Source organism: Bernardetia aquimarina, assembly GCF_042180575.1.
Classification (GTDB): domain Bacteria; phylum Bacteroidota; class Bacteroidia; order Cytophagales; family Bernardetiaceae; genus Bernardetia.
In genome coordinates, this window is sequence record NZ_CP170094.1 from 5,700,461 (window position 1) to 5,713,364 (window position 12,904).

General features: G+C 32.1%; 10 protein-coding genes. 8 read left to right on the forward strand and 2 right to left on the reverse strand.

Annotated features, from left to right (window positions below; all coding sequences use genetic code 11):
• Positions 1 to 30 precede the first annotated feature (30 nt).
• Positions 31 to 1,002, reverse strand: a complete 972-nt coding sequence (trpS, locus tag ACE193_RS24520; RefSeq protein ID WP_375560822.1) for a tryptophan--tRNA ligase — start codon at positions 1,000 to 1,002, stop codon at positions 31 to 33.
• 199 nt (positions 1,003 to 1,201) lie between these two features.
• On the opposite strand from trpS, the gene ACE193_RS24525 reads away from it, so the two are divergent.
• Both ACE193_RS24525 and topA read left to right on the forward strand, forming a co-directional pair.
• Positions 1,202 to 2,389 carry an ABC transporter substrate-binding protein gene (locus ACE193_RS24525; protein WP_375560823.1) on the forward strand — a complete coding sequence of 396 codons (1,188 nt, stop codon included), beginning with the start codon at positions 1,202 to 1,204 and terminating at the stop codon, positions 2,387 to 2,389.
• A gap of 338 nt (positions 2,390 to 2,727) precedes the next feature.
• Positions 2,728 to 5,217 carry a type I DNA topoisomerase gene (gene topA / locus ACE193_RS24530; RefSeq protein WP_375560824.1) on the forward strand — a complete coding sequence of 830 codons (2,490 nt, stop codon included), beginning with the start codon at positions 2,728 to 2,730 and terminating at the stop codon, positions 5,215 to 5,217.
• A gap of 201 nt (positions 5,218 to 5,418) precedes the next feature.
• Here topA and ACE193_RS24535 read toward each other — a convergent pair whose 3' ends face one another.
• Positions 5,419 to 8,799, reverse strand: coding sequence for a SpoIIE family protein phosphatase (locus tag ACE193_RS24535; RefSeq protein ID WP_375560825.1), 3,381 nt, complete (start codon positions 8,797 to 8,799; stop codon positions 5,419 to 5,421).
• A gap of 359 nt (positions 8,800 to 9,158) precedes the next feature.
• Between ACE193_RS24535 and ACE193_RS24540 the strand changes: the two genes are divergently transcribed.
• The 6 genes from ACE193_RS24540 (at position 9,159) to ACE193_RS24565 (ending at position 12,741) form a co-directional block, all read left to right on the forward strand.
• Positions 9,159 to 9,596, forward strand: coding sequence for a hypothetical protein (locus ACE193_RS24540; RefSeq protein ID WP_375560826.1), 438 nt, complete (start codon positions 9,159 to 9,161; stop codon positions 9,594 to 9,596).
• A gap of 19 nt (positions 9,597 to 9,615) precedes the next feature.
• On the forward strand, positions 9,616 to 9,840 hold the full coding sequence (locus ACE193_RS24545) for a helix-turn-helix transcriptional regulator (RefSeq protein ID WP_375560827.1): 225 nt from the start codon (positions 9,616 to 9,618) through the stop codon (positions 9,838 to 9,840).
• A gap of 123 nt (positions 9,841 to 9,963) precedes the next feature.
• On the forward strand, positions 9,964 to 10,353 hold the full coding sequence (locus ACE193_RS24550; protein ID WP_375560828.1) for a hypothetical protein: 390 nt from the start codon (positions 9,964 to 9,966) through the stop codon (positions 10,351 to 10,353).
• 15 nt (positions 10,354 to 10,368) lie between these two features.
• Positions 10,369 to 11,265, forward strand: coding sequence for a TIGR01777 family oxidoreductase (locus ACE193_RS24555; RefSeq protein ID WP_375560829.1), 897 nt, complete (start codon positions 10,369 to 10,371; stop codon positions 11,263 to 11,265).
• A gap of 166 nt (positions 11,266 to 11,431) precedes the next feature.
• The gene (locus ACE193_RS24560) at positions 11,432 to 11,884 is read left to right on the forward strand and encodes a pyridoxamine 5'-phosphate oxidase family protein (RefSeq protein ID WP_375560830.1); all 453 of its coding nucleotides are present in this window, start codon (positions 11,432 to 11,434) and stop codon (positions 11,882 to 11,884) included.
• Between the two features lie 2 nt (positions 11,885 to 11,886).
• Positions 11,887 to 12,741, forward strand: coding sequence for an alpha/beta hydrolase (locus ACE193_RS24565; RefSeq protein ID WP_375560831.1), 855 nt, complete (start codon positions 11,887 to 11,889; stop codon positions 12,739 to 12,741).
• The last annotated feature ends 163 nt before the right edge of the window (positions 12,742 to 12,904 follow it).

Consider the following 12,904-nt stretch of genomic DNA (forward strand, 5'->3'; position numbering starts at 1 on the left):
CTGTTATTAGTTCACTTTTTCTTAAAGATATTACGCAAAACCCAACTGCTTCCTCACTTTCTGCAAGACTTCAAAAGCTACTTTTCTAGCTTTTTCTTCTCCTATTCTGAGTTTGTTGTCAAGTTCTTTTTCATCTGCCATTAGTTTATCAAAAGTAATTCTTTCGGTTTTATATTTATCCAAAATAAGTTCTAAAAGAGCTTTTTTTGCGTGTCCATAGCCATAATTTCCACCTGCATAATTTTGTTTCATTGTCTTCAAATCACTGTCAGAAGCTAATAATTTATACAAACCAAAAACATTACAAGTTTCTGTGTCTTTTGGTTCTTCTAAAGGTGTGCTGTCTGTTACGATAGACATAACTTGCTTTTTGAGCTGCTTTTCAGGTAAGAAAATATCAATCGTATTTCCGTAAGACTTACTCATTTTGCGTCCGTCCGTCCCTGGAATTGTCATGATTTGCTCATCTACTTTTACTTCTGGCATTACAAAAATTTCTCCGTACTTATTATTAAAAGCCGAAGCAATATCTCTAGTGATTTCTAAGTGTTGAATTTGGTCTTTTCCAACAGGAACAAAATTAGCATCATACATCAAAATATCAGCAGCCATCAAAACAGGATAGGTAAAAAGTCCTGCATTTACATCTGATAAATTATCTGATTTATCTTTGAATGAATGTGCATTTGCAAGCATTGGATAAGGTGTAAAACAAGACAAATGCCACGCAAGTTCGGTTACTTCTGGGATTCTTGACTGACGATAGAACGTATTTTTTTCTATATCAAAACCAAAAGCCAGCCACGCAGCAGCAACAGCATTTATGTTTTGGATTCTCGTTTCGGCATCTTTTACCGTTGTGAGAGAATGCAAGTCAGCAATAAAAAAATAAGAATCATTACCTGCTTTTTTTGAAAGCTCAATAGCTGGTAAGATTGCGCCCAAAAGATTTCCTAAATGTGGACGACCAGAGGCCTGAATACCTGTGAGAATACGGGACATAATCAATTACGAATTAAAAATTACGAATTACGAAATTTACCTTGCCACCAACGACAATGAATTACATTACTTCAAAATTGAAAAAAAAGTTTCAAAAAGCCTAATTGATTCTTAGTTTGTGATTATATTAGGTGTTTTTTCTAGTGAAATTTTCCGTTATTTGAGTTTTTTAAAAGACAAAAACTCCATAAACAACATCATGAAAACTCATCTTTTTTATTATTCTATCCTTTTTCTACTTCTTTTTTCTTGTACTTCTGATAAAATGACAGACAAAGAAAAAGAAGATGAATCAATTATTGAATGGCAAAGCACACAGATTTCTACTGATTCTCTTTTTCTTGCTCATGCGACTCAATTTAATTCTTACTCGTATCCAAATTTCAAAATTTTAGAGGTTTATGATAAAAATGCAACTGTACAACAGCGATATCTACTTTATAAAGGAGAAACCAAACCAAAAACAGATTTAGAGTATGATATTGCTCTTCAAATTCCGTTAAAACGTATCGTTTCACGTTCTACAAAATATGCTACTTTTATCTCTCTTTTGGAAAATGTAGATAATTTGGTTGGTTTTGTAGGTGCAAAGTATGTTTCGAATGAAGAAATTAGAAAGAATATTGATAATGGAAAAATCAAAGAAGTAGGAAATGATGATGGCTCTGGAGTTAATTTTGAAGGTTTGGTTAGCTTAGAACCTGACGCAATTTTTACGTATGATGCTTCTTTATATGGAGGAACAAGCGATACACAACAAAAAATGAAAGAACTTGGTTTGCCAGTTATTATTTGTAATGAAACGTTGGAGAGTTCGCCACTTGCACAAGCAGAATGGATAAAATTCTTTGGTGTTTTGTTTGAAGAAGAAGAAAAAGCAACGGAAATTTTTAATCAAGTAAAATCAAATTATGATTCTCTAAAAAATCTAACAGCAACTATAAAAGAAGAGAATAAGCCAACACTTTTTTTTAATGCGTGGTACAATGAAACTTGGTTTATGCCCAATGGAAATAGCTATGTAGCACAATTTGCCAAAGATGCAGGAGCAATTTATTTATGGAATGACTTGGAAGGAACAGGAGCTTCTCCGTTAGCCATAGAGTCGGTTTATGATAAGGCAGAACAAGCAGATTATTGGTTTCATGCAAGTGATTGGAAGAACATGAATCAGCTTATTAGTTCAGATAGACGTTTTGTTTCTTTTAAATCTGTCAAAAACGCAACCATTTTTAATCACAATAAAAGACAGCTAAAAAGTGGAGGAAATGATTATTTTGAGAGTGGTGTAGCTTTTCCAGACAGAATTTTGGAAGATTTTATAAAAATTTTACATCCAGAATTAATGAAGAATAAAGAACTTTATTTTTATGAGAATTTGAAGTAGGAGTCTTTATATCATCTAATCAGCATTGTGATTTTATGTTGATAATCTGTATAACTTCTATTATAGAATTAATAAAAATAAGCATACAAATTAGGCAAATATCAAAAAATAGGTAACTTTGTCTTTATAAAACATCTTTTTTGCTAGACTCAATAGTACAAATAAAGCTCTATTCGATAAAATAGCCTAACATTTTTTTGTGTTTATGCGTTAGCCATTTATAATTCTGCTTTTTCTACTTAATTAAATATAGCAACTCAAAATTGGCATCACTTCTTATTTTTTATACGAATTGAATTTGCCACATCCATTTAACATAGTCAATTTTATATAATAATATGTCAAAAAATCTCGTCATTGTAGAATCTCCAGCCAAAGCCAAAACCATTGAAAGTTATCTTGGAAAAGACTTTATTGTTACTTCTAGTTTCGGACACGTTCGGGATTTGCCTAAGTCGAATGATGCCATTGATATTGAAAATAATTTTCACCCTACTTATGTGGTTTCAAAAGATAAGGAAGAAGTCATTCGTTCTCTTCGCAAACTTGCAAAAGGTGTAGAAACAGTATGGCTCGCAACGGATGATGACCGAGAAGGAGAAGCTATTTCTTGGCACTTAAAAGAGGCTTTGAATTTGGATGAGAAAAACATAAAACGTATTATTTTTAGAGAAATTACCAAGACAGCTATCCTCAATGCTATTCAAAATCCGAGAACGATTGATGATGATTTGGTAAACGCTCAACAAGCAAGACGTATTTTGGATAGATTGGTAGGTTTTGAGCTTTCTCCAGTGCTTTGGAAAAAAGTAAAATACGGACTCTCAGCAGGACGTGTGCAATCAGCAGCCGTTCGTGTAGTAGTAGAAAGAGAAAGACAAATAGATGAATTTAATGCAAAAGGATTTTATAAAGTAGATGCTGTTTTTGATGTAGAAGATGGTAAAAAACTAAATGCAGAGCTTTCAAAGCGTTTAGATGAAAAAACAAAAGCTCAACAATTTTTAGAAAGCTGTGTAGCTGCCACTTTCAAAATTGATAACTTAGAGAAAAAACCAGCCAAAAAATCGCCTGCTCCTCCATTTACAACATCGACATTACAACAAGAAGCAAGTAGGAAATTAGGTTTTTCGGTTTCTCAAACCATGATGGTTGCTCAGAGATTATACGAAGCTGGTCATATTTCGTATATGCGTACTGATTCGGTCAATCTTTCAGAAGAATCTCGTCAGAATGCAGCAACTGAAATAATAGCTTCTTATGGAAAAGAATATGCTAAAAATCGTGTCTATAAGACAAAATCAAATTCTGCACAAGAAGCTCACGAAGCCATCAAACCCACTAATTTTGCAAATCGTCAGCCTGTTTCAGATAATCAACAACAAAGATTATATGACCTTATTTGGAAACGTGCCATTGCTTCTCAAATGTCAGATGCAAAGCTAGAAAGAACGATTGTAACAATAGGAATAACAAAAGACAACAAAAAACTAGGTGAAACACTCAAAGCAACAGGCGAGATAATTACTTTTGAAGGATTTTTGAAAGTCTATTTGGAGTCAAAAGATGACGATGATGACGAGGAAAGCAGCGAAATAAAAGGCGTTTTGCCTCCTCTAAAAGTAGGACAAGATTTGGCTTTGGAAGTCATGACAGCTACTGAGCGTTTTACACGTCCGAAAGCTCGTTTTACAGAGGCATCTTTAGTAAAAGAATTGGAAGAGTTGGGAATTGGTCGTCCTTCTACGTATGCGCCAACTATCTCAACGATTCAGAAGCGAGAATATGTAGTGAAAGAAGCTAGAGATGGCATTCAGAGAGAATATTCTGTACTGACTTTGAAGAGCGATAAAGTTACTAGCAAGACAAAAACAGAAACTACAGGAGCAGAAAAAAATAAACTCTTTCCGACCAATATGGGAATGGTTGTAAATGATTTTTTGGTTGGGAATTTTCCAGATATCGTCGAACTTAGTTTTACAGCACAAGTAGAAGCCGAATTTGATAAAATTGCTGATGGAAATCTGAATTGGGAAAAGATGTTAGGTTCTTTCTATGGGCAATTTCATCCACAAGTAGTAAAAGTAGGAGAAGATGGCGAATATGCAAGTACAGCAAGAGAATTAGGAAAAGACCCAAAAACAGGAAGAACAATACAAACTAGAATGGGGCGTTATGGCGCATTGGTAGAAAAACTGCCTTTAGATCCAGATGATCCAGAACAAAAACCTGAATTTGCTTCTCTTTTAAAAGGGCAATATTTGGATAAAATTACGCTAGAAGATGCCCTAGAACTCTTCAAGTTACCTCGTGATGTCGGAATGTTTGAGAATAAAAAAGTAGTGGCTGCCATTGGGCGTTTTGGTCCTTACATACGACACGATAGCAAATTTGTTTCTATTCCAAAAGAAGAAGACCCACTTACCATAAATGAGGAACGAGCTATCGAACTTATCAAAGAAAAAAGAGAAAAAGATGCTAAAAAACTCATTAAAGTTTTTCCTGAAAACGAAGAAGTGCGTGTTTTGAATGGTCGTTGGGGACCTTATATTGCTGTTGGAAAGCAGAATGTAAAGATTCCTAAAGATTTAGATATCGAACCTGCTGACTTGACATTAGAAAAGTGTTTAGAGCTTGCCGAAGCTGCACCAGAGAAAAAAGGTAGATACGCCAAAAAAACAACCACAACTAAAAAAGCTCCTGCAAAAAAGGCTACAACAAAGAAAACAACAGCCAAAAAGCCAGCAGCCAAAAAAACGACAACTAAGAAAACAACAGCTAAAAAACCTGCTGCCAAAAAGACAACTACTAAAAAGAAAACAGACTAATTTTGTAATTCTTTTTATAAAAATAGAAAACCACCTCTGAAACTTTATTTGAGTTTTGGAGGTGGTTTTTGATTGAATAATAATCTAATACCAAAATAAAATCTATTTTTTCCTTTAGGTTTCTCGTTCAAGCATTCTATCTTGCATCAGTATAATTTGTTTTGTTAGTGAAGTTTAATATTTATTGTGGTATAATAATCTCTAGATTCTAAATCCAATCACAAGAACATCATCTATTTGATGCTCTTTTCCAGATTCTTTCCAGTCTTGAAATTCTTGTGCTAATTTATTTTTTTGTTTTTTGATAGATAATGATGAAATACTTTGTAGATAGTTTTGAAAACGCCTAGACATATATTTTCGTCCTTCTAATCCTCCAAATTGGTCTTGAAAACCGTCTGAATAAATATAAAAAACACTATCTTCTCGTGGAATAATGGTATGTTCTTTAAATGCTTTTTGTCCATGTTTATCAAATCCACCTATTGGAAAACGGTCGCCTTTTATGATTTCTACTTTATTGTCATGAATATGAAGAAGTGGATTTTTTGCACCTGCAAAAGTCAAAACTTGAGTAGCTTTATCGATTACACAAATCGACATATCCATTCCATCACGATTATTAGTTTGGTCTTGATTGAGGTGACGACGAACATTTTCATTGAGTGCATCAAGGATTTTGGCAGGAGAAAGAATGCGCTGACTTTCTATTATTTCATACAAAAGATTACTTCCAATAACTGACATAAATGCCCCTGGAACACCGTGTCCTGTACAATCTACGGCAGCAATAATAGTTTTATTTTCTACCTCAGCTATCCAATAAAAATCTCCACTTACAATATCACGAGGTTTATAAAAGACAAAACACTCTTCTAAGACAGTTTTGATGCGCTCATCAGAAGGCAACATGGCATCTTGAATGCGTTTTGCATAATTGATACTGGCTGTAATATTTTTGTTTTTTTCTTGAATATCATTGTAGGCATTGGCAAGTTGAGTTTGCTGAGCTTCTAATTCTTGATTTTTATCTAAGATTTCATTATTCCTTTTTACGACTTCTACAGTTCGCTCTTCTACTAAGCGAGAAAGGCGTTTTCTACTCGCTTCCAAACTACTGGTACGCCATTTTATCAAGCCAAATACAACTCCGAGTAACAAAAATAAACCTAAAATACGAGCAGCCCATGTTTGATGCCAATAAGGACGAATACGAAACTCAAAAGTAGATTCTTCGCCCCACTCTCCACCTTCTCCAATCCTAGAACGAACATGAAAAATATATTTTTTTGGCGAAAGGTTGGAATATGTAGCTTCCATTTTTTCTGTCGGAATAAGCCAATCCTTATTCAAGCCTTCTAGCCACCATTGATACTGAATATCATTTGGATTAGAAAAATTAGCCGAATAAAAATTAAAGTTGAGTGTATTTTGGTCAGCACTTAATTCTAAGTTTTGAGGTAGATTATGCCAAGCAGACAACGAATCAAAATTATTTATATAGACCGAATCTGTCCAGTTGGTTTGGGTTAGAGATAAATTTGTTTCACTGATAAATGTTTTGGGAGGAATTGCTTTTTGCTCTTGTGAAAAATCACATTTTGTAACTCCATTTAGATGTCCTACCCAAATATTTCCTTTACTATCTTCAAAAATAGCTTTTCCATTTGATTCATCTCCAAAAAAACCTTCCTCTTTTCCATATTTTTCTACTCGCATCAATTTTCCGTCATTTCTAAAATAGGCTTTATTAAGTCCCCTTTGTGTTCCTATCCAAAATTGGTCTAGCTTATTTTTTACAGGAAGAATAGAATAAATAATATCTGAAGAAAGACCTTGAGGAGTTTGATAAACCGTAAATTCTTTTCCATCAAAACGATTCAATCCTCCAGAGTATGCAATAATCCAAATAATATCTTTTTTATCAATATACAGTTGAAGAAGTAAGTTATCTCCCAATCCATCTTTTTGCGTAAATCGTTTGAAGTTAGATGCTTCTGTTCCGTTTGCATCCCATTTTACAAGTCCTGCAAAAGTAGCAAACCAATAATTACCTTTTGAATCTTTTTTGACATCAATTACAGCTGTTGCGTCCAATTCATTTTTAGCGAATGTGTATTTTATACTATCTCCTTGCAAATCATAAGCAACTGTTCCATTAAATTGTGTACAAACCCAAAGAATATTATCAATTTCTACCAAATTTCGGACAAATGCACCAACAGGTATTCCAAATTTTTGATTGATAGCTTTTGTAGTAAATGTATTTTTTGATGTGTTTTCTGCAATTTCTAAAACTCCAGTTCCAGTTCCAGCATATACTGTATCTTTGTTTTTATACCAAAATGTAGAAATTCTACCAAAAGTAGTGTTAGAAGAAATTACACTTTGAAACACTTTGTCTTTATAAAGAGTAATTCCTCCTACTGAGCTACCTAACCAAACTCTATTTTTTTCATCCTCACCAAAACCAAAAATCATTTTTCCTTGTAAGCCATCTTGTGGTGTAAAATTGGTAAAGCGTTCATTGGGTAGCTGAACGAGTCCATTTCCACGAGTTCCCACCCATAAAATTCCATATTTATCCTCAAAAATAACCCCACTACCTCCCATGATTCCAGTAAAACCATTTGCAGTACCATAAGATTTTATATAGTTATGATTTTTATCGAAGACAAAAATGGTATTAATACCAAAGGCTATCACATAAAGTTTGTTATCTGATGCTACATGAACCAGCCAACCTCTGTTAGGAAGAGGAGTACCTGTTGGAATTGGACACTTAGAAAAATCAATTTTATCATAACTTCTAGTTGTAGTATTAAAGAAAACTAAGTCTGCAACTCCTGTATTGGGGTCTGTTGCCCAAAGCCAATGATTTTTATTTTGGTCTTGATGCGCTAAAAATAAATTTTTACGTTGAGAAAGAGAATCAACTACAAATGTTTGGGGATAGATTATTTCTTCAAATTTTTTTCCATTAAATTGAAGTATTTTTCCTTGATGAACAAGATAGGTTTCAAATTGAGAAGTATGTCTCAAAAAAAGTGTTGTAGAAGGAAGATTTCCTAAATTAGCTTGTTTGTATTCTCTAAACTTCTCTTCATTTTTTGGTTTCCAATACAATATATTATTTACTCCTGCTCCATTCGTTAAAACCCATACATTTTGCCATTTGTCTATTGATAAAGTTCCTCCCAAAGACATTGTTCCGTTGAGTTCTGGAAAGGAAGTAAACGTTTTGCCGTCATATTTTGAGATATTTTTATTTTGAGAAAGAATCCAAATATTTCCTTCACTGTCTTCTACTATGCTACTGAGTAAGTTGCTATTTAAGCCATCTTTTATTCCAAAAACTCTATATTTTTCTTGTTCTAGGAGTGCAAGTCCTCCTCCGTTTGTTGCTATCCAGATTCGACCTCTTGAATCTACCATTCCAGCTTGTGGAGTAGGTAATTCTGATTGTGGTAAGCCGTGATCTAATCCGTAATTTCGAAATAGGTACTGTTGTGCAAATAAATTAGAAGGCTGCCAAAAGCAACAACTAATCAGTAGAATAAGAAAGAGAAATAAGTTTTTCATAGAATCATTTTTTTAGTATCAATATTATTTTCCTGTTTTTTTTAGATATAATTTTTTACTATAAGGTTGCTTTTGTAGGATTTGTTGTTTATAGAATATAACTATTTTGTTATTGGAAGGATTAATTCAAGCCCTAAGCAAATTACTATTTTAAAGACAGATAAGCAACTGAAATAACTAGGATTTAATTTTTTTAAGTGTATTTGAATAAAATGTAAAATAAACTTTACAAAAAGACAACTGAATTTTACTTTTTGTCGTTATAACTTTACAATTAGCTACACTGAATATTCATTTCAGATAGTAACTAAATTTATTTTAATAATTCAAAAACTCAAAAACTCAAAAACTCAAAAATTATGAATCTTACTGAAATCTGTGAAAACGAACAAAAAGGCTTTAATCGTTTAAAGTTGTTTCCTCATGCTTTCAAAAAAATTGGTTTTGCAGGACTTATACTTTCTGTTTTAGCTGTTTCGTTTTTTCGTTTTGCAATGGAGGATGCTGCCACTTTATTGTCTGTTTCTGCAAAGTTAGTTTTAGTTTTTATGTTACTTATTTCTATTTCTAGAGAAAAAATAGAAGATGAAATGATAAGTAAATTAAGAGTGCAATCTTATTCTTTTGCTTTTGTGACAGGAGTAATATATGCTTTAGCTATGCCTGTAATAGATTTTTTGTTTGACTCTGTTGTAGAGATGAAAGCAAGTGATTATTCAGAAATGAGTTCTGCTATTCTGCTTTGGTTTATGTTATTTGTTCAGATAGCTTATTTTCATGTTCTCAAAAAAAACTAATCCTAAATCTCTAAAAAAAATGGAATTACAACTAGATGCAGACATGAAAAATACCATAAAAGTACAAAGAGCTATTTTGAATATCACACAAGAAGAGTTAGCTGAAAAAATAGGCGTTTCTAGGCAGACTATTAGTTCGATAGAAAAGAATAAATATGTTCCCTCTACGGTTTTGGCTCTCAAACTCTCTCAATTATTCCAAAAACCAGTCAATGAAATCTTTGAATTAGATGAAGATGATTAGGGGTAAAATTAAATCATAATGATTAACTTTCAAAACTTTCAATTTAATTTGAAAGTTTTGTTTTTTTGTGTATATTTGTTTCAATTAGATTGAGTTTTAGGGAACAATTTTATTAATTATACGATGAAAAACAAAAATATATTTTGGCTTTTAGCAGGAATTTTGAATTTATTTTCAGCCTTTGTTCATACTTTTGCAGGGCAAGTCAGTCTGATGAATCCTTTACTTTCAAGTAGTCTTGATAATCAAATTCAGACCGAATTGCTTGGAGTTTGGCACATGGTAACTTTGTTTTTATTTTTTACTTCTGCCGTTTTTATAAAGAATTATTTTGCACCCAAAGTAGAATGTAGAGCAATAATTCAGTTTATTAGTTATGGGTATTTTTTGTTTTCTATTTCTTTTATTGCAGTAAGTTTTATGAATCAACTACTTGCTCCTCAATGGATTTTATTATTACCTATCGGAATTCTAGGATTAATTGGAGTCAAAAAATATAAATTATCTTACTAAAATCAATTCAAAAAAATGGAAAATACATCATTATACAAAAAAGTGGTTTTGGCAGGAGGAACTGGTTTTGTAGGAAAATATCTTCAAAAAAAGTTTTCAGAATTAGGTTATGAAGTCATTATAATTGCTAGAAACACACCTGTAAACTGGAAAAATCCAGATGAAATAACAGAAGCCTTAGAACATTCTGAAATGTTGATAAACTTAGCAGGAAAGTCTGTCGATTGTCGTTACAATGAAAAAAATAAAACCGAAATTTTGCTTTCAAGAACAGAAACAACAAAAATACTGGGAGAAGCTATCCAAAACTGTAAATTTCCACCCAAAATATGGTTTAATTCTAGCACAGCCACTATTTACAGACATGCAGAAGACCGAGCAATGACAGAAAAAAATGGCGAAATCGGAACAGGTTTTTCTGTTGGAATTGCAACAGCTTGGGAAAAAAAATTTTTTAGTTTTGAGTTAGAAAAAACAAGACAAATTGCACTTCGAATGGCGATTGTTTTGGGAAAAGGTGGAGGCGTAATTCCACCCTTCAAAAATATTGTTCGTTTTGGTTTGGGAGGAAAACAAGGAAATGGCAATCAAATGTTTAGTTGGCTGCACATTCACGATTTGTATAGAATGATTTTGTTTTTACAAGAAAATTCAACTTTAGAAGGCGTTTTTAATTGTTCGTCGCCTAATCCTGTCAAAAACAGAGAATTAATGCAAGTTTTTAGAGAAAAAATGAATATACCTTTTGGTATTCCTACGCCTAAATTTTTATTAGAAATTGGTGCTTTTATGATTCGTACAGAAACGGAATTACTTTTGAAAAGTCGTTGGGTAATTCCAGAGCGTTTGCAAAATGAAGGGTTTGAGTTTGAATATCCAGATTTAGGAAAAGCGATTGATGAAAGTTTGTAGTTTAAGGCTTAGTGCCGTTTTTGGTGTTTTCGTGTAGTAACACCAACAACAAAATAGCATAAAAAAGGCTTTATATAAGTTACCAATTCATTTATAATCATTAAATTAAAACATTGATTAATTATACTGGCTTTTAGTTCATAATTTCTAATCTGTAACTTTTCTTATGCTTACTCAAGAAATCAAAAATTCTATCAAAAACAGTATTCTTTGTTGGCTTGCCACAGTCGATACTGAAAATATGCCCAATGTTTCTCCTAAAGAAATATTTACTTTTTATCAAGAGGATTCTATTATTATTGCAAATATTGCTTCTCCTCAAAGTATTCATAATATGATGTACAATTCAAATGTATGTGTAAGTTTTATTGATATTTTTGTGCAAAAAGGGTTTCAACTGAAAGGAAAAGCAAGAATTATTAAAAAAACTGATTCGGAGTTTGAAGAATTAGAACATATTTTGACAAAGATGACCAAAGGCAAATATCCTTTTTCTACAATTACCAAAATCAAAATAGAAAAATCAAAGAAAATAATTGCGCCTAGTTATATGCTTTTTCCACACCTAACAGAAGCCGAACAAATAGAAAATGCAAAGAAACTCTACAATTCAAAATAAAAATGAAAAAACTTAAAAAAATTGTTCTTTGGCTAGTCGGAATTTTGGCTAGTCTGTATCTTTTGTTGTGTGTTACACTTTATTTTTTCCAAGAAAAACTAATTTTCTTTCCTCAAAAGTTAGAACAAAACTATGTTTTTAGATTTGATAAAGACTATCAAGAAATAACAATTCCCACAAATGACCACATAAATCTTCATGGTATTTTATTTCATTCTAAAAATGTTTCTAAAGATAAAAAACTTGTCTTTTATCTTCATGGAAATGTAGGACAAGTACAGTTTTGGGGCGATTTGGCTGATGTTTATACAGACTTAGGTTATGATTTATTTATTTTGGATTATCGTGGTTATGGAAAAAGTGAGGGCGAAATACACAGTCAAGAACAGTTTTTTGATGACGTGCAGACGGCTTATTCTACCATAAGAAAAAGTAAAAAATATAAGGAAGAAAATATAATTATTGTAGGCTATTCGGTCGGAACGGCTTCGGCTGCGATGCTTGCCAGCAAAAATAATCCAAAAGCACTTATTCTCCAAGCTCCTTATTTTAGCCTTACAGATATGACAAAAAGAACCTATCCTTTTATTCCTACTTTTTTATTGAAATATGAATTTAATACAGCGCATTTTTTATCGCAAAACAAAGTACCTACATTTATTTTTCATGGAACAGGTGACCGAGTAATTCCTTATCAATCTTCATTATTAATAAAAGAATACCTATATAAAAAAGAGGTTGAGTATAATTTGAAAGACAAAGTTAATAAGATTGATTTTGTTACTTTACCTAATCAAGGACACGCAAATATTCATAGTAATCCTATTTTCTTAAAGAAATTGAGAAGTATTTTATAAAAAAAAACAATGTAATTTTTCTATGTTATGTAAAATAAAAAAATTACCTTTGTATTCCTTCCTCATTTTTTATAAAAAAAATTGTGTCTTTTAATCAAAAAAAGACTTTAGAAAGGTAGTTTTTAGATTTAAAAACACACTTACTCATAGTTTTCTATCAAAT